The 17,108-nt window shown below is 62.4% G+C and carries 17 protein-coding genes; 9 read left to right on the top strand and 8 right to left on the bottom strand.

Annotation, left to right across the window (positions count from 1 at the left end; genetic code table 11):
* The first annotated feature begins 131 nt into the window (after window positions 1–131).
* Entirely contained in the window at window positions 132–467 is a 336-nt protein-coding gene (locus tag ABIE32_RS10755) for a DUF3579 domain-containing protein (RefSeq protein WP_224151748.1), read from the top strand.
* A 238-nt stretch (window positions 468–705) separates the two neighbouring features.
* On the opposite strand, the gene rpsT is transcribed toward ABIE32_RS10755, so the two are convergent.
* Window positions 706–1,002, bottom strand: a complete 297-nt coding sequence (gene rpsT / locus ABIE32_RS10750) for a 30S ribosomal protein S20 (RefSeq protein ID WP_221451995.1) — start codon at window positions 1,000–1,002, stop codon at window positions 706–708.
* Window positions 1,003–1,120: 118 nt separating this feature from the next.
* Between rpsT and murJ the strand changes: the two genes are divergently transcribed.
* The 3 genes from murJ to ppk2 all read left to right on the top strand — a co-directional run bounded on the left by murJ (window position 1,121) and on the right by ppk2 (window position 4,841).
* The gene (gene murJ, locus ABIE32_RS10745; protein ID WP_429015941.1) at window positions 1,121–2,686 is read left to right on the top strand and encodes a murein biosynthesis integral membrane protein MurJ; all 1,566 of its coding nucleotides are present in this window, start codon (window positions 1,121–1,123) and stop codon (window positions 2,684–2,686) included.
* Between the two features lie 170 nt (window positions 2,687–2,856).
* Window positions 2,857–3,705, top strand: coding sequence for a SirB1 family protein (locus tag ABIE32_RS10740; protein ID WP_395024271.1), 849 nt, complete (start codon window positions 2,857–2,859; stop codon window positions 3,703–3,705).
* Window positions 3,706–3,932: 227 nt separating this feature from the next.
* Window positions 3,933–4,841, top strand: a complete 909-nt coding sequence (gene ppk2, locus ABIE32_RS10735) for a polyphosphate kinase 2 (protein WP_429015937.1) — start codon at window positions 3,933–3,935, stop codon at window positions 4,839–4,841.
* 142 nt (window positions 4,842–4,983) lie between these two features.
* On the opposite strand, the gene ABIE32_RS10730 is transcribed toward ppk2, so the two are convergent.
* Window positions 4,984–6,102, bottom strand: a complete 1,119-nt coding sequence (locus ABIE32_RS10730; RefSeq protein ID WP_429015930.1) for an AI-2E family transporter — start codon at window positions 6,100–6,102, stop codon at window positions 4,984–4,986.
* Between the two features lie 89 nt (window positions 6,103–6,191).
* Window positions 6,192–7,241: a phosphoribosylformylglycinamidine cyclo-ligase gene (gene purM, locus ABIE32_RS10725; protein ID WP_224151754.1), complete on the bottom strand. Its 1,050-nt coding sequence runs from the start codon at window positions 7,239–7,241 to the stop codon at window positions 6,192–6,194.
* Window positions 7,242–7,655: 414 nt separating this feature from the next.
* Here purM and hda point away from each other — a divergent pair, with 414 nt between their 5' ends.
* From hda to folK, 4 genes are read left to right on the top strand one after another with little or no spacing between them, the layout of a single operon-like run.
* Window positions 7,656–8,351 (top strand): DnaA regulatory inactivator Hda, encoded by a 696-nt coding sequence (hda, locus tag ABIE32_RS10720; RefSeq protein WP_224151755.1) that lies wholly within the window; start codon window positions 7,656–7,658, stop codon window positions 8,349–8,351.
* Between the two features lie 41 nt (window positions 8,352–8,392).
* Entirely contained in the window at window positions 8,393–9,091 is a 699-nt protein-coding gene (locus tag ABIE32_RS10715) for an HAD family hydrolase (RefSeq protein ID WP_429015927.1), read from the top strand.
* Window positions 9,088–10,671 carry a polynucleotide adenylyltransferase PcnB gene (gene pcnB / locus ABIE32_RS10710; protein WP_429015924.1) on the top strand — a complete coding sequence of 528 codons (1,584 nt, stop codon included), beginning with the start codon at window positions 9,088–9,090 and terminating at the stop codon, window positions 10,669–10,671. Before ABIE32_RS10715 ends, pcnB begins: the two co-directional genes overlap by 4 nt.
* A gap of 57 nt (window positions 10,672–10,728) precedes the next feature.
* Entirely contained in the window at window positions 10,729–11,295 is a 567-nt protein-coding gene (folK, locus tag ABIE32_RS10705; RefSeq protein WP_429015921.1) for a 2-amino-4-hydroxy-6-hydroxymethyldihydropteridine diphosphokinase, read from the top strand.
* 152 nt (window positions 11,296–11,447) lie between these two features.
* On the opposite strand, the gene ABIE32_RS10700 is transcribed toward folK, so the two are convergent.
* Entirely contained in the window at window positions 11,448–12,416 is a 969-nt protein-coding gene (locus ABIE32_RS10700) for a Bug family tripartite tricarboxylate transporter substrate binding protein (protein ID WP_224151762.1), read from the bottom strand.
* A gap of 115 nt (window positions 12,417–12,531) precedes the next feature.
* Window positions 12,532–13,587: a CDP-6-deoxy-delta-3,4-glucoseen reductase gene (locus ABIE32_RS10695; RefSeq protein ID WP_429015919.1), complete on the bottom strand. Its 1,056-nt coding sequence runs from the start codon at window positions 13,585–13,587 to the stop codon at window positions 12,532–12,534.
* A gap of 148 nt (window positions 13,588–13,735) precedes the next feature.
* On the opposite strand from ABIE32_RS10695, the gene ABIE32_RS10690 reads away from it, so the two are divergent.
* Window positions 13,736–14,899, top strand: a complete 1,164-nt coding sequence (locus ABIE32_RS10690; protein WP_429015917.1) for an NAD-dependent epimerase/dehydratase family protein — start codon at window positions 13,736–13,738, stop codon at window positions 14,897–14,899.
* Window positions 14,900–14,956: 57 nt separating this feature from the next.
* Here the strand turns inward: ABIE32_RS10690 and ABIE32_RS10685 are convergent, their stop codons facing one another.
* The 3 genes from ABIE32_RS10685 to ABIE32_RS10675 form a co-directional block, all read right to left on the bottom strand.
* Window positions 14,957–15,757 (bottom strand): DUF4124 domain-containing protein, encoded by an 801-nt coding sequence (locus tag ABIE32_RS10685; RefSeq protein WP_429015914.1) that lies wholly within the window; start codon window positions 15,755–15,757, stop codon window positions 14,957–14,959.
* A gap of 42 nt (window positions 15,758–15,799) precedes the next feature.
* A complete protein-coding gene (locus ABIE32_RS10680; RefSeq protein WP_224151766.1) occupies window positions 15,800–16,240 on the bottom strand; it encodes a hypothetical protein in 441 nt (146 codons plus the stop codon).
* Window positions 16,241–16,329: 89 nt separating this feature from the next.
* Entirely contained in the window at window positions 16,330–16,809 is a 480-nt protein-coding gene (locus ABIE32_RS10675) for a hypothetical protein (protein WP_429015912.1), read from the bottom strand.
* Window positions 16,810–17,108 lie beyond the last annotated feature (299 nt).

Below are 17,108 nucleotides of genomic sequence, written 5' to 3'. Positions count from 1 at the left end.
GTTGCCTGCGCATTTCATGATGTCTTGAAGTTATAGGCCCTGCGTGCTTATCTCTTATATAAGAGTTAAAATGCTGGTTTGGCCTCGGGCAGTGATCCTCCTGGAAGGCCGTTATCAGAGGTTTCCGTCACATGGTTTCTCCGTCGTCTCAAGAGGTTTTCATTTTGGGCATCACCCAGGGTGGAAGGACATTTCGCCCCAGCGACTGGGCGGAGCGCCTGGCTGGGGTGATGAGTCAGTTTCGTCCGGGCGGCGCGCGTCCCGGCAGCCATCTGGGCTACTCGCCCTGGTGCATTCCCACCACGATGAATGGCGCCAAGTGCGTGGTGGTCAAGCGCGAGTTGCAGGCCCATGAGCCGATGGCCTGGGACTTCGTGATGAATTTCGCCCGCGACAATGATCTGCAGACCACCGATGCCTGTCTGATCCCGGATGCTTCGGCATCGGCTCCCGCTACCAAGGCCTGATTCTCAGGCCTTCTTTTTTGGGTGCGGGCAGCGGGCGGGAGAGAGTCCGGTGACCGGGTGAAGAAGCTCGGGATGCTATTGTTTTTGATAATGCAGGCGGCTTCTGGCGTGAGCTGGCCTATATTGGGGGTGCGCACGAACGTAAAAAAGCCGTCTTGCGACGGCTTTTTTACTACTGACAGCGCACCCGTTTACAAACGGCGGGCAGAGGGTCTGCCCGTGCGATTGCCTAAATGGATTAGGCGGCCAATGCCAGGGCTTTCACCTTGGCAGCAATGCGGCTCTTATCGCGAGCGGCCTTGTTCTTGTGGAAGATGCCCTTGTCGGCGATCGTATCCAGCACGGACTGGGCCTTTGCAAACAGTTCGGTGGCCTTGGTCTTGTCGCCAGCGGCAACAGCCTTTTCCACGTTCTTGATAGCGGTGCGGTACTTCGAACGCAGCGAGGTGTTGGCGGCGTTCAGCTTGACGTTCTGGCGGGCGCGCTTGCGGCCGGATGCCAAACGGGGGTTCTTCTTGACTGGCTTGGATGCCATGATGATTTTCCTTAAAAGTCTGCGGATGTTGTCAGTGAACCAGCGATTATAGCGGCAATTTACACAGAAATCCAGGCGCTAGTTCAATCCCCTGGCTGGGCACGGCTACACTTTGCGGGTGTCTCTGTTCAAAGCCGCCTCCACCGTCTCCCTGTTCACACTGCTCTCGCGTGTGACAGGCCTTGCCCGCGATCTGCTGATGGCCACCATGTTCGGTGCCAGCGCGCTGACGGATGCCTTCAATGTGGCCTTTCGCATTCCCAATCTGTTCAGGCGATTGTTTGCGGAAGGGGCCTTCAGCCAGGCCTTTGTGCCGGTGCTGGCCACCACCCTGGCCAAGGAAGGCGAGGAGCGCACGCGCACCCTGGTGCAAAGTGTGGCAACGGTGCTGTTCTGGATACTGGCGGTGACCTGCGTGGTTGGTGTCGTGGCCGCACCGGCGCTGGTGTGGCTGCTGGCCAGCGGCCTGCGCCAGAACGCACACAGCTATGACGCTGCCGTGCTGATGACGCGCTGGATGTTTCCGTACATCGGTTTCATGTCGCTGGTGGCATTGGCCGCAGGCGTGCTCAATACCTGGAAGCGCTTTGTGGTGCCGGCATTCACGCCGGTGCTGCTCAATGTCAGCATGATCGTGGCAGCCTTGCTGCTGGCGCCCTGGCTGGGTGCGCGTGGCGTGGAGCCTATCTACGCCATGGCGGCAGGGGTGATGTTGGGGGGCGTGCTGCAGCTGGCCATCCAGTTTCCGGCACTGCGGCGCATCGCCATGGTGCCGCGCATTGCCTTCCGGCCATCGGCCATCAAGGCTGCCTGGGCGGATGCTGGCGTGCGTCGCATTCTGACGCTGATGGCACCGGCCTTGCTGGGTGTCGGGGTGGCGCAGATTTCTCTGATGATCAATACGCAGATTGCGTCGTACATGGCAACGGGCAGCGTGACATGGCTGTTCTATGCCGACCGGCTGATGGAGTTTCCCACCGCATTGCTGGGCGTGGCGCTGGGCGTGGTACTGACACCCCAGTTGGCTTCGGCCAAGGCGGCGGGCGATGATGCACGCTATGGCGCTATGCTGGACTGGGGGTTGCGGATGGTGGTGTTGCTGGCAGTGCCATGTGCCGCAGCCTTGCTGGCCTTTGCCAAGCCACTGGTGGCAGTGCTGTTCCACTACGGCGCGCTCAAGGGATCGGATGTCGGGCAGATTGCCCTGGCGTTGCAAGGCTATGGTGTGGGCCTGCTGGCGATGGTGGCCATCAAGGTGCTGGCACCGGGTTTCTATGCCAGCCAGGACATTCGCACGCCGGTCAAGATCGCCATCTGCGTGCTGGTCATCACCCAGCTGTTGAATCTGGTGCTGGTACCCAGCTTTGCACATGCGGGTCTGGCACTGTCGATTGGCCTGGGCGCGATCGTGAATGCGCTGTGGCTGCTGGTGGGGCTGATGCGCCGAGGCAGTTTCAAGCCGCAGCCGGGCTGGCTGATCTTCTTTGCCCGTGTCGGGTTGGCGGCTGGCCTGCTGACCATCTTTTTGCTGTGGGGATCGCATACGTTCGACTGGGTGGCACTGGGCAGCGAACGGCTCAAGCGTGTGGGCTGGCTGGTTCTGTGGCTGGCGGGCTCGGTGGTGCTGTATTTTGGCGTGCTGGCCCTGTCGGGCATGAAGCTGCGCAGCCTGCTGCGCCGCTGATACTGAATGGGCAACTGATAGGCACATTCACAACAGTTGGTGACAGTTGTCGCCCAGATGTGCCTGCACGATGCTATACATTGAAGCTATGGCGCAAGCAGCGCTGCAGAAGCGCCAGAACGCGGTGATTGCACCAGGGTTGTTGCCGGAGCGCTGCAGCAGGGATGCATATGGACTTCAGCTTTTCGATCCCCACCCCGTTGGAGCATTTCGCGTCGCTGGTACAAAGCGATGACAACTTTCCGCTGCTGGAAGCTGCAGCGGCCATTGCCTGCATCGAATACCCGCAGCTTGACATCCAGCAGGTGGTCAACGAGGTGGACCAATTGCTCAGCCAGTTGCGAGAGAGCCGTGATGCCCACAGTCGCAGCGCCCTCACGCGCCTCAAGGTGCTCAACCACCGCTTCTATGCCGACTGGGGATTCCAGGGCAATCCCAATGATTTCTATGCCCCCGACAACAGCTGCCTCAATGCGGTGCTGCATCGCAGGCGTGGCATTCCGGTGTCTTTGGCGGTGATCTGGCTGGAGCTGGCCTCCGAACTGCAACTGCCGGCGCACGGCATCTGTTTTCCGGGCCACTTCCTGCTCAAGGTCAGTGTTGCAGAGGGACAGATCGTGCTCGATCCGCTCTCGGGGCAATCGTTCTCCAGTTCCATGCTGGCCGAAATGCTGGAGCCCATGCAAAAGGCGTATCACCGGGTAGACGAGGATGATGTTCCTCTGGGGCTTTACCTGCAGGCGGCAACTTCGCGCGACATCATCGTGCGCATGCTGGCCAACCTCAAGGAGATCTACCGCAGCGACAAGGCCTGGGCCAAGCTGATCGAGGTGCAGAACCGTCTGGTATTGCTGCAGCCCACCGAATGGACGGAGCTGCGCGACCGGGGGCTGGCATACGCAGAACTGGGGGTGCACGACCGGGCCCGCGAAGACCTGCAGCAGTACCTCAACCAGACTGGCGTACCGGAGGATGCCGCCCAGATCCGTGCGGCGCTGCTGGATTTACAACGCATGTAACAAACATCAGTTGTTTGACATGTATTTGTCACTATTTCGTCATACATCGGCGGCAATATAGTGCTCTGAGGCGTTAGCACTACCGAATCAATCCCGGGTGAATGAGGTGCGCCAGACCATACGGCCATGGTGGCAGGCCGTGTATTGGTATGGCCGTTTTTGCCGGGCTTGTCTGCAGACGATGATTCAGCGGTGGTGTTAGCGGCACTTTTTGAGGAAGAGTTGCTATGAAAGACCGTTTTGGAATTTCGCCCGAAGATGTCATGCACAAGATTGCACGCGATGTCATGGACGATTACGACGAATCCTTGGAGCTGGAGATGGAGGATGGCCTGCTGGGGGCGCCTTTTGCTGCAAGCCTGAGCGAGAACGAATACAAATATTTCCGCGAGCTGCTGCGGCTGCAGGGCGAACTCGTCAAGCTGCAGGACTGGGTGCAGCACACGGGTCAGAAGGTGGTGGTGCTGTTCGAGGGGCGTGATGCTGCAGGCAAGGGCGGCGTCATCAAGCGCATCACCCAGCGCCTGAACCCGCGCGTGGTGCGGGTGGCGGCTCTGCCTGCACCGAATGACCGCGAGCGCACGCAGTGGTATTTTCAGCGTTACGTGGCGCACCTGCCTGCTGCAGGCGAGGTGGTGCTGTTCGACCGCAGCTGGTACAACCGGGCTGGCGTCGAGAAGGTCATGGGCTTTTGCACCAGCGAGCAGTACGAGGAGTTCTTCCGCTCGGTGCCCGAATTTGAAAAGATGCTGGTGCGTTCGGGTATACGCCTTGTCAAATACTGGTTTTCGATCAGCGACGAGGAGCAGCACCTGCGCTTTCTCGGGCGCATCCATGATCCGCTCAAGCAGTGGAAGCTCTCTCCGATGGATCTGCAAAGCCGCGTGCGCTGGGAGGAGTACACCAAGGCCAAGGAAGTGATGCTGGAGCGCACACACACACCCGAGGCTCCATGGTGGCTCGTGCATGCCGATGACAAGAAGACGGCGCGCCTCAACTGTATCGCGCACTTTTTAAGCCAAATTCCGTATTCCGATGTGGATCACGAAAATGTGGTGCTGCCTGATCGCGTGCGCCACCCGGACTACAGCCGCCAGCCGGTGCCCGCTTCCATGTATGTGCCGGAAATCTACTGAGGCCGGAGTCCGTGCCAACGCTGCACAGGCCACCTGCTGACCGGCGGCTGGCTTCCACGCATTCCAGCATTCAAGCAAAACGCCTCGGTTCCCCGAGGCGTTTTTTTGTGAACGGTATGCTATCTATTCAGTAGCTGTTGGCCTATATCAGACGCGCGGCAAACAGCTCTTTCTTCAGATAGGCGTAGAACAGCGGGGCGGCCACAAGACCGGCGGGGCCGAAGATGGCTTCGGCCACGAACATCACGGACAGGAGTTCCCAGACGCCCATATGCGTTTTTGCGCCCACCACTTTGGCATTGATCAGGTATTCGGCCTTGTGGATCAGCACCAGAAAGGCAAGGCATGCCACCGCTGTCAGTGGCGATACCGACAGGCCGACAGTGGTGATGACGGCGTTGCACACCAGGTTGCCGACGATGGGGATCAGGCCGCCAAAGAAGGTCAGCATGATGAGTGCGCCGCTGTAGGGCAGGCGCATGTCGAGCAGAGGCAGGATTCCGAGCAGGAAAATGGCGGTCAGCACAGTGTTGAACAGCGCAATCCAGAACTGCGCGGCCACGATCTGGCGGAAGGCATCGCCAAATCGTTGCACCCGCAATTGCAACTGGTGGGCCAGCGGCGCGTGGGGGAGGCGGCCATGACGCACTGCGGCCAGCGAACCGATCAACAAGCCGACAAAGACATATAAAAGCCCGGCGAGCCAGGAGCGACCCATGTTTGCAATGGTGCCGGCCTTGGTGCCCAGGTACTCGGCTGCACGCTGTTGCAGCTCCTGTGCGCCATCGGGCAACACGTTGGCCAGCTCGGGCGGCAGCTTGCTGCGCAGGTCGAGCAAGGTCTTGGCCATGGATTCCAGAATATCGCGGTACTGTTGCGGAGCGTTGAGCAGATAGCCCTGAGAATGGATCAGGCCCAGGGTGACCAGAACAATCGGCACCACGAGCACGATGGTCACGGCCACATATTCGATCCAGCGGGCCGGCGGCACCTGCAGCGACAGAGGCTGGCGGCTTGCATCAGCAATCTTGCGGACCAGAAACTGGGTGAAGGTATAGCCCACGCAGGCGGCCAGAAGCCCCACCAGCAGCCCATTGAGCATGATGATGAGCAGCGCAAAGCCCATCAGCAGGTAGGAAGCCAGACGCACGCCCCAGTGCACGGGCGGTGGCCGCCAGGGTTGCGGCGCATCGGCAACACCGCCGGCGGATGGATTGCCCGCCGAAGGGGAGGATGGTGGTGTTGCAGAGTCTTGGCGCATGGCGGCAATCGGTCAAAAAGCAGGCTGGCCTGCAGGACCAGCGCTGCCTGGCATGGCAACCCGGTGGGTTGCCCGCAGGTGGAATGAGCTTAGCGCACCGTGACAGCTGCTTCGCTGCCGCGTGGGCCAATGCTGCCAATCGTCCACACTTGTTCACCAAGTGCGGCAAAGGCGCTCTTGACGGCTTCGGCGCTCTCGGCGGGCACCACCACCACCATGCCGATGCCATTGTTGAAGGTGCGGTTCATTTCGATATCGTCGATACCCGCAGTCTTCTGCAGCCAGGCAAACAGTTCGGTCTGGGGCCAGCTGCCCTTGACCAGTTGCGCGCCCAGCCCTTCGGGCAGCACGCGAGGAATGTTTTCCAGCAAGCCGCCGCCGGTGATATGGGCCAGCGCCTTGATGGGCTGCTCGGCCAGCACGCTCAGCACGTTCTTCACGTACAGGCGCGTGGGCTCCATGATGGCCTGCTTGAAGGGCTTGCCATCCAGCGTGGCGGGCACGTTGCCCTGGCTTTCGGCGCGCTCGATGCACTTGCGCACCAGCGAGAAGCCATTGGAGTGCACGCCGTGCGAGGCCAGGCCCAGCACCACATCGCCTGCCTGCACGTTCTGGCCGGTCAGAATCTTGCTTTTCTCGACGGCGCCCACGGCAAAGCCTGCCAGGTCGTATTCGCCGTCGGGGTACATGCCGGGCATCTCGGCGGTTTCGCCGCCAATCAGCGCGCAGCCCGACAACTCGCAACCCTTGGCGATGCCGCCCACCACGGCGGCGGCGGTGTCGACATGGAGCTTGCCGCAGGCAAAGTAATCCAGGAAGAACAACGGCTCGGCGCCTTGCACCAGTACATCGTTCACGCTCATGGCCACCAGGTCGATGCCCACAGTGTCGTGCATGTTCCATTCGAAGGCGAGCTTGAGCTTGGTGCCCACACCATCGGTGCCGGAGACGAGCACGGGCTCCTTGTAGCGCTTGGGAACCTCGAACAGGGCGCCAAAGCCACCGATGCCAGCCATCACGCCTTCGCGCATGGTCTTTTTGGCCAGGGGCTTGATGCGCTCCACCAGCGCATCGCCTGCGTCGATATCAACGCCGGCATCTTTGTACGAGAGAGGGGTAGAGGTAGTAGAAGAGCTCATGGAGGCAATACAAGGGCAAAAAAGCGGAGCACAACCGCCGCGGGCTGGCCACAAGCTGCGATTCTATGACGCCCTGTATACCCGAGGGGGGAGAATGCCTGTGGCGCAGGGCGTAAACACCTTCCTGAGGGCAGATTGCAGTGCCTGGCCGGGATGAATACGGTATTTGTGCCGCCAGAGCTCTGTGTCCGTCTAAAATCAACGGGTTTGCATGCATTGCATATGTGCAGATTGCGGGCCTTGCTGTCAATGGCCGGTCCGGTCTGGCTGCCTTGCATGTGAGTGGTCGCTCATTTACCAACCCCTACTGTCCATCCGTACGCAGCCCATGCGTGTCCCATCCGTCTTGCTCCATGTTCTGCGCGCCCGCATTGTTGCGTCGTGCGGCGTGGTCACCTGTGCGGGAGGCTCGGTATGAAGCAGATGGCGCTGGATCTGGGACTGGCCCCCGGGCCCAACCTGCAGCGGTTCTTTCCGGGCTCCAACCAGGCGGCGCTGGAGCATCTGCGCCTGCAGGTGGGTGACGGGTGGGGAACTCCCCGTTCGCCAGTGCCCACTTACCTGTGGGGTGAGATGGGGGTGGGCAAGACCTATCTGCTGCGAGCCGTGGCCGAAACCCTGCGAGAGCAGGGAGCCACAGTGGGCTGGCTGGATGCGAATACCCGCTTTCCCAGCGCGTTCAATGAGCGCTGGTCGGCGGTGATTCTGGATGAGGTGCATTTTTACAACTCCGTCCAGCAGGCGGCGGCATTCAACTGGTTTGTGAATGCCACCAGCCCGGCAACGGGTGCACGGCGCTGGGTGCTGGCGGCAGGCGATGCGCCGCCTTCAGACCTGAAGCTACGTGATGATTTGCGCACCCGGCTGGGCTGGGGCGAGATTTACCAGCTGCACCTGCTGACCGAGGAGCAGCGCCGTGGCGTGCTCAAGGATGAGGCGCAGCAGCGCGGGCTGACGTTGCCGGACGATGTGATGGACTATATGCTCAAGCGTTTTTCGCGCGACCTGGGCAGCCTGATGCAGCTGCTGGACCATCTGGACAATTTTGCGTTGCGCAACAAGCGGGCTTTGACGATCCCGCTGCTCAAAGACATGCTGGAGACGGAGTGATACCGGCTCCAGGCCCAACCGAGAAGAATCGAGAAGATTTGATGAATACCACTGCCGCTGCCAAGCCACGGCTCGCGCTTTTTGACCTGGATCACACCCTGCTGCCACTCGATTCCGACTACGAGTGGGGCGAGTTCACCTTGCGCAAAGGCTGGTGCGACAAGGAGGAGTTCGGCAGCCGTAACGCCGCATTCTTTGCCGACTACCAGAAAGGCACGCTCGACATTCACGAATACGTGCGCTTTGCAACCGAGGCCATCCGCAGGCTGGGCCGCGATGCTGCCGATGCCGCGCACGCCGTGTTCATGCGTGAGGTGATCGAGCCCCACATCCAGCCAGCGGCGCGCGCGTTGCTGCAGCAGCACCGCGATGCAGGCGACACCATCGTGATCGTTACTGCCACCAACGAATTCGTAACCCGCCCGATTGCCAAGGCATTGGGCGTGGAGCATTTGCTGGCCGTCAATCTGGAGCGCGATGCCTCGGGCTGGATCACCGGCGAAATCGCTGGCGTGCCCACCATGCGTGCAGGCAAGGTCACCCGCATGGATGACTGGCTGGCAGAGCGAGGACTCACCTGGGACACGGTGGACAGCACGTTCTACAGCGATTCGATGAACGACGTGCCGCTGCTGGAAAAGGTCAACACCCCCATCGCGACCAACCCCGATGAACGCCTGCGCAAGCTGGCTGCCGAGCGCGGCTGGCGCATCCTGGATTTGCTGGAGCCCCACGCATGATCAAGAACATCATTGACAAACTGCTGGGCAAGAGCGCTGCCGTCGGCAAGGCCAAGAACCCATTCGGCAAGCGCGAGGAAGTGCCTGTCGAGGTGCACCATATCGATCCCAAGCTGGTGGACCGGCGCGCCGTTGATGTCTGCAGCACCTTGAAGGAAGCTGGGTTTGAGGCTTATATCGTCGGCGGCGCCGTGCGCGATCTGCTGCTGGGCCTGCGCCCCAAGGATTTCGACGTGGCCACCAACGCCACGCCCGAGCAGGTCAAGAACCTGTTTCGCCGCGCCTTCATCATTGGGCGGCGCTTTCGCATCGTGCACGTGGTTTACGGTCGCGGCCGCGAGAATGAAGTCATCGAAGTCACCACCTTCCGCGCCTTCCTCGACAGCTCCAAGGCCGAGCAGGTGCAGGGCAACGAAAAAACCAGCAAGGCCGCCCTTGCCGGCATGAAGCTGGCGGTGGACGAAAGTGGCCGCGTGCTGCGCGACAACGTCTGGGGTCCGCAGAACGAAGACGCGGCGCGCCGCGACTTCACTGTCAACGCCATGTACTACGATCCGCAGACGCAGATCGTGGTGGATTACCACAAGGGCATCCGCGATGCGCAAAAGCTCGTGCTGCGCATGATCGGCGACCCGGCCACGCGCTACCGCGAAGACCCGGTGCGCATCATCCGTGCCGTGCGCTTTGCCGCCAAGCTCAGCAAGAAAGGCTTCACCATCGACCCCAAGACGGCCAAGCCGCTGGTCGAGTGCGCGCAGCTGCTGCAGGAAGTACCCCAGAGCCGCATGTTCGATGAGATGCTCAAGCTGCTGCAGACCGGCCATGCGCTCGCGTCGGTCGAGCAGTTGCGCAAACTGGGCCTGGCCAAGGGCATCTATCCTCTGCTGGACGTGGTGGTAGATCGGGCCGACCTGCCCTTTGTGCAGGCTGCGTTGATGGACACCGACCGCCGCGTGGCCGAAGGCAAGAGCGTGGCGCCGAGCTTCTTGCTCGCCTGCGTGCTGTGGCAGGACGTGAAGGCAGGCTGGGATGCGCGGCTGGATCGGGGCGAGCACCCGTTCCCGGCCCTGCAGGATGCGATTGACGAGGTGTTCAACCTGCGCATTGGCGATGTGTCGGGGCGCGGCAAGCTGGCCGCCGACATGCGCGAGATCTGGGTGATGCAGCCGCGCTTTGAAAAGCGCACGGGCAGCACGCCGTTCGGCATGATCGCCCAGGTGCGTTTCCGTGCGGGCTTTGACTTCCTGCGCCTGCGTGCCGATGTGGACGAGGTGGACGAGATGCTGGCCAACTGGTGGCAGGAGTTCCAGCAGGCCGACGAGGCACGCCGGGAAGACCTGATCGCCCAGGTGCGCGAAGAGCAGCGTGCCAAACAAAAGGGCGCCACAGGTGCCAAGCGGGGCGCCAAAAAGCCGGCCAGCAAGGCCCCGGTGGAGGGCTCGGACGCCAGCGCGCTGCAGGCCGTAGCCCAGCAGGCAATGAATGACGGGGAGGCATTGGATGCACCCGCCAAGAAGCGCCGTCGTCGTCGTCGCAAGCCCGGAGGCGCAGGCCAGGGTAACAGCGGTGCGGGTGAGTGATTGCTCTTTTATTGATAGCTTGTGGCGCCTTCCGTATATGCGCTGCAGCCTGTTTTTATGAGTAATTTTGCATTGCCGCTGGCAGCGCAGGCGCAGCAGCAACCTGACGGTGACTGGGCACCTGCTGTAGGGCACGCCGTGCGCGCGTGGATTGGGCTGGGTGCCAACCTGGGAGATCGCGGGGAGGCGATGCAGCAGGCATTGGCGCAGCTGGCGACCACGCCCGGGGTGGCGGTGGAGCGGGTGTCGTCACTGTACGCCAGCAAGCCGGTGGATTCAGACGGGCCGGATTACCTCAATGCCGTGGCCCAGTTGGTGACCCGGCTGCCTGCCCATGCATTGCTCCTGGTACTGCAGCAACTGGAGCAGGCGGCAGGCCGTGAGCGCCCTTATCGCAATGCGCCGCGCACCCTTGATCTGGATTTGCTGCTGTACGCCAGCCGCGAGACGGTGGTGAGCCTGCCCGATCTGCAGGTGCCGCACCCGCGCATGTGGCAGCGCGCCTTTGTGCTGTCGCCACTGCAGGAGTTGCAGCCTGCATGGGTCAGCGATGCGCTACTGCAGCCGCTCCTGGCGCAAGGTGTGGCGCGCGCGGAAGGCCCGGCCTGGGCCCTGCCTGTGTAGGTCGCACCAGGACAAAAAAGGCGCCGGAGGTGTCGCAAGAGCGTGGCATTTTCGATGCCTACCCCTCTGTGCACCCGCAGCGCCTGTCCTGGATGGACGGGGGCAGATAACCGCACTCCCACCATCCTCTCCATCACCGGCTGCCCAAGCGGTCAGTCCACCTTGGCGCCGGACATCTTCACCACCGATTCGTACTTGTTGCGCTCGGCAGCCATGAACTTGTCGAACTGTGCAGGCGTGGTGGGCACGGGTTCGGCCATCAGGCCAGCGAATTTGGTCTTGGTGGCCGGGTCTTTCAGCGCATCGGTAAAGGCCTTGTTCAGGCGGTTGATGACCTCGGCAGGCGTGCCGGCCGGAGCCACCAGACCCCACCAGGTATCGATCTCAAAGCCCTTGAGCGTGTTTGCCAGTGGCTGCACGCCCGGCAGCATGGGGCTCTCGTGCAGGCTGGTGACAGCCAGCGCCTTGAGCTTGCCGCTGTGGATGTTGGCCGATGCTGCGGCCAGGTTATCGATGTTGAAATCCACTTCGCCCGACAACAGAGCCAGTTGCGCGGGGTTGGCGCCGCGGTAGGGAACGTGCACGGCGAAAATGCCAGCCTGGCGCTTCATCATCTCGCCTGCCAGGTGGCCCGCACTGCCGTTGCCGCCGCTGCCGTAGTTCAGCTTGCCGGGGTTCTTCTTGGCGTAGGCGATCAGGTCGGCCACATTGTTGATGCCCAGGCTCTGCGCGCGCTGGGCGTTCATCACCAGCACATTGGGTACACGCACCATCTGCGTGATCGCGGCAAAGTCCTTGCCGGCGTCAAAAGGCATCTTGCTGTAGAGCCAGGGATTGACGGCATGGGTAGCCGTGGCTGCCAGGCCGATGGTCAGCCCGTCGGGCGCTGCCTTGGCAACGATGTCGGCCCCGATATTGCCGCCTGCACCGGCCTTGTTGTCCACCACCACGGTGCCCAACTGGTCCCGTACCCTCTCGGCCAGGACGCGCGAGGTCACATCCAGCGGGCCGCCGGGTGCGTAAGGCACCACCAGGCGGATCACGGGTTCTGCAAATGCGCCTGGCGCTGCCAGGGTGGATGCGGCCAGCACGGCCGACAACAAAAGGTTTCTGCGTTGCATAGGAGTGGTTTGCGGTTTAAAAAAGAGAGCTACTTGCGGTTGTTGGTATTGGTTTTCGAAGGATTTTATGTTCGAAACTCAATAGAAATAAGCATAAGCAGCTATAGTTTTTTTATCAGACCTTGTTCTGCTTGTCTGCTTCGGTGACAAAGGAGTCGGCATGGAACGCATCATCGGGCAGGCTGCGCTGTGCGGTAAAGCTTGCGCGGGCCGAGTCCACCACGATGGGCGCGCCGCAGGCATACACCTCGTGGCCTGACAGATCGGCAAAATCGTCCAGTACGGCCTGGTGCACAAAGCCGGTACGGCCGCTCCAGCCGTCTTCGGGCAGGGCGTTGGATACCACGGGTACGTAACGCAGGCTGGGCATTTCGGCGCAGCGGGCATTCACCCAGTCGCTCATGTACAGATCCTGCGGCCGGCGGCCACCCCAGTACAGCACGGCGGGACGGCTAATGCCCTTGTGCTGCAAATGCTCGATCAACGCCTTGATGGGCGCAAAGCCGGTGCCCGACGCGAGCAGCACCATGGGCTTGTCGCTGTCCTCATTGAGGTAGAAGCTGCCAAACGGACCTTCGATGCGCAATATCTCGCGCTCTTTCATTGCGCCAAACACATGGTCGGTGAACAGGCCGCCAGGGGTGTGGCGAATGTGCAGCTCCAGCCCGGGGCCGGTGTCCTGCTGGTGTGGAGCCACGGCCATCGAGTACGCGCGGCGCGCGCCGCCCGCCAGCAGGAATTCGATGTACTGGCCCGCGTGGTAGCGGAAGGTGTCTGCCGCAGGCAACTGCAGGCGCAGCTTGATCACATCGGGCGAAAGGCGTTCGAGCGTCTGCACCCGCACCGGCATCTTCTTGACCGGGAAGGCGCTCTCGTCGGTGACATGGCGCGATTCGATCACCACATCGCTCGTCGGCACGGCGCAGCACGGCAGGATCAGGCCCGCCGCCTCTTCCTCGGCGCTCAGCGCGCGATCGCTGTGCGGGCCGTGTACGACGGTGCCACTGAGCTTCTTGCACTTGCAGGAGCTGCAGGCGCCGTCCTTGCAGCCATAGGGCAGACCCACGCCGCTGCGGATGGCGGCGGTCAGGATGGCTTCAGAGGCTTGGGTGGCAAATGCGCGTCCGCTGGGGAGAACCGAGATTTGAAACGCGCTGGGAGAAGAGCTCATCGCACCAAAATTCCTTCGACACAAAACAAGGGCGCCCACGAGCGCCCGAACCTGAAACCGTGGGGGTGTTGTACCGGCACACCGCATGGGCCGATGCGTGGCATGCGCCACGCGGTAGACTGCGGGCCGGACGCGGCCATTGGAGGTGATGGGCCGCACCAGACAGACTGTAAGAGTGTGTTTCAACTCCCCCGAAAAGCTTATTGTGCCTTCAATTCAAAAACCGCAGCGCGTGCGGCGTGTACCACGCGCGCTGCCTTCGCGCTTCAGGCGGCAGCGTGTGTTGATCGTTGGCTGCGGCGACGTGGGCCAGCGCGTGGCCCGTCTGTGGCAGCCTGTGGAGCGCCGCATTTCGATGCAACTGGCCGCTGGCGCTCATCTGGTAAGTGCTGAATCATCAAATTTGATAGCAAAAGAGGGTGCTCACCCCAATCACCGGCAGCCTCTGGTGCGGGCGCTCACCTCATCGCCAGACAAATGTGCCGCACTGCGCGCGCAGGGCATTCTGCCGCTGCTGGGCAACCTTGACGATGTGACCAGCCTGCGCCGGCTGGCAGGGCTGGCGCAGCGCGTGGTGCATCTGGCGCCGCCTGCTGCCATCGCATCCGCCGAAGGCGAGGCTGCAGCCAGCGTGCAGGACCGGCGCACCCGCCATCTTTTGCGGGCGCTGGTGCACCGAGCCCATAGCGCGCCCGCTCTGGTGTATGGATCGACCAGCGGCGTGTATGGCGACTGGCAAGGCGCCTGGGTGGATGAGGCCATGCCCCTCAGAGCCACCACGGCGCGAGCGCTGCGGCGGGTGGATGCCGAAAGCCAGTTGCGGAGCTGGGCGCTGCGCTTTCAGCACAGCGGCGTGCGGGTGCATGTGCTGCGTATCCCCGGCATTTACGCAGGCGACCGTGAGGGCGGCACGCCGGTCGCGCGCCTGCTGCGGGGCACGCCCGCATTGCGGGCCGAGGACGATGTTTTCACCAGCCATATCCATGCGGACGACCTGGCGCGCGCCGTGGCGCTGGCGCTGTGGCGCGGCAGACCACAGCGCACCACCAACGTGGCAGATGATTCCGCCCTGCGCATGGGCGATTATTTCGACCTGGCCGCCGACCTGTGGCAATTGCCGCGCCCGCCGCGTATCAGCCGGGCGGATGCGGCGCAGCAACTCAGCCCTGTGCTGCTGAGCTTCATGAGCGAATCGCGCCGTGTGTCCAACCGGCGCATGAAGACGGAGCTGGGCCTGAGGCTGCGCTACCCGACGGTGCAGCAAGGCCTGGCGGCGGCATATCAGTTGTCAATGGATTTTCCAAAAAAATAGCTTCTGGCGCTTTGCAGATAAGCGCAAGAAGCTATCAATAGAGGAGCGATTGCCTTGTCAGCAAGCGGCGCTGCCGCCTTGGCTGCGGCAGTTTCGTGGGTTGACGCTAGGCTGTACGGGGCGGGGAGCCGTTTCGCCAATCTGGCCTCGGGGGTGGGAATAGCCTTGCGAATCCACGCACTTGAACACATCGCAGCGGGTGATGGAAGGGGCAGGTTGCACCGGCTGGGGTTGGGGCCGGGGCGGATGGGGGCGCCCATGGGGATAGCGGTCCCAATAGTCATCGTTGACCACGGTCGTTGAAGGCGCGGGGCGGCTGGCTTCGAGGCGGCCATAGGCGTCAGGGCCCATGCAGTCGAGTTCCATCTGGCGCTTTGCAGCATCCAGTTGTGCCTGGCTGCCCATGCTGCGGTCTGCCGCCGCGGCAGAGGCTGCGGTGTAGCGTTCGCGTGACTGGTGACAGGCGGCCGAGTTGGCGTAATCGGGGCGTTGGCGGCCCTGACTGCGGGTGGCTGCATTCTGGGCCGTGCGCTCATCGGCTTCGAGCTTTCGCTGTTCCAGCTCCTGCTCGCGCCTCTCTGCCTTGGCGCGGAGTGCTTCGCGCTCGCGTGCGCGGTCCTGGGCCAGCTCCTCATCGCTCTTGCGGCGCTCGATCTCGGTGGCGCTGGTACCGCGTGCGCATTCACCATCGGTATAGGTGACCTTGCCCGTAGCCGGGTCTGTGCAGCGGGTCACCTGCGCCTGTGCGCCATGGGGCCCCGCCAGCCACAGGCTGGTACCAGCGACGACGGCCAGCCCCCAGCTTCTGATTTGCAAGGCGGTATGCATGGTGCGAGGCGATGCAGAAGGTTTGCGCATGGTCAGGATTGTTCTTGCCAGGTGATGGGAGGGCTGGGCGCGTCAGCGCTGCCATTGCTGGGGACGAGTCTCCCGGTAGCCCGGCGTGAAGCGGCTGCCCCCGCCACTGGGGCGCGAAGGGCGGGCGCCGCCGCCATCAATGGGGCGTCCAATGTTCGCGCCCGTGCCTGGGGAGACATAGCTGGGGCGGTTGCCATGGTAGGACGGGCGGTCATACCCTCCGTGACCTGGGCGGTAGTAGCCGCCGCCGGGGCGGTAGTAGGGACGCCCGCCGCCATACACATAGGTGGGCGAGCTTTCGATCACCAGCGACGATCCGCCGTAGTAGGGATAGCCACTGTAGCCGTAACCATAGCCACTGGAATAGGTGGAATAGGCATCACCGGTGTAGTAGGCGCCATCGACGGGTGCGACGACGCAGCCTGTCAGCAATGCGGCACCGGCGATGGTGGCCATCAGGGTGCCCAGTCGTGCGATAGTCATGTTTCGTTTCTCCTGGTGGTTCGAGGCTGGCAGAACCACAAAATCTACTGGTGCGGCGACACTGGTGCTCCGCTGCACCGATTCGCCTGTCAGCAAGGATGGGATGGCACGTTGATGGTGTCGCTGCCGGAGCGGACCTGGTCGCGGTAGCGGGCGCAATCGGCCTGTTGCTGCGAGCTGCCAAAACGGCTGCGGTTGTTGTCGCGCTCGCGCTGCTGGCGATCACGGTCACGCTCGCGGGCCTGGCGATCGAGTTCACGGCGGCGGTCTTCATCGCGGGCGCGCTGGTCACGGTCGCGGTCACGCGCCTGGCGGTCACGGTCACGTTCCCGCTCACGGGCCTCGCGTTCACGTTCGCGTTCGGCGCGCTGGCGATCACGGTCACGTTCGCGGTAGTAGCGGTCGTCGTAATAGCCGTCGCGCACATAGACGGTATCGCCAGGGCGGTTGTAGCCATAGCCATAGCCGCCATCCCCATAGTAGCCATCGCTGCCCGTGGCAACGCAGCCAGTGGCGGCGAACAGCGTACCGGCAATGGCAGCCACGCTCAGCAAATGACGACGATTCATAGTTTTGAGACCTTTCATGCGGACGAGGGCAGAGGCATTCCCTGGTGGGAGACGGCCCTTCAACCCTGCTAAATACCTCCATGCTAACTGCTGGGTGCGAGGTGTGGCGAACATTCGCCCATGTATGTAAATACGCTTGAATGCCTCAGGGAGTTGACCGCTGCCCTCGTGAGGTGGATGGTTTTGCCTATCTTTACAGAAAACAGCGCGTAGCGGATTGCCTACAGATAAGACGGGTTCGTGCTGGTTCCAGCATCGTTCGTACCCAAAAGCGGCTGGATGGCGCAAAGCGCGGCAAA

Origin of the sequence: Comamonas sp. 4034 (assembly GCF_050434545.1) — a bacterium.
Classification (GTDB): domain Bacteria; phylum Pseudomonadota; class Gammaproteobacteria; order Burkholderiales; family Burkholderiaceae_C; genus Comamonas; species Comamonas odontotermitis.
Note: the sequence above shows the minus strand (reverse complement) of the source record. Positions and strands in the feature narration are given on the sequence as shown.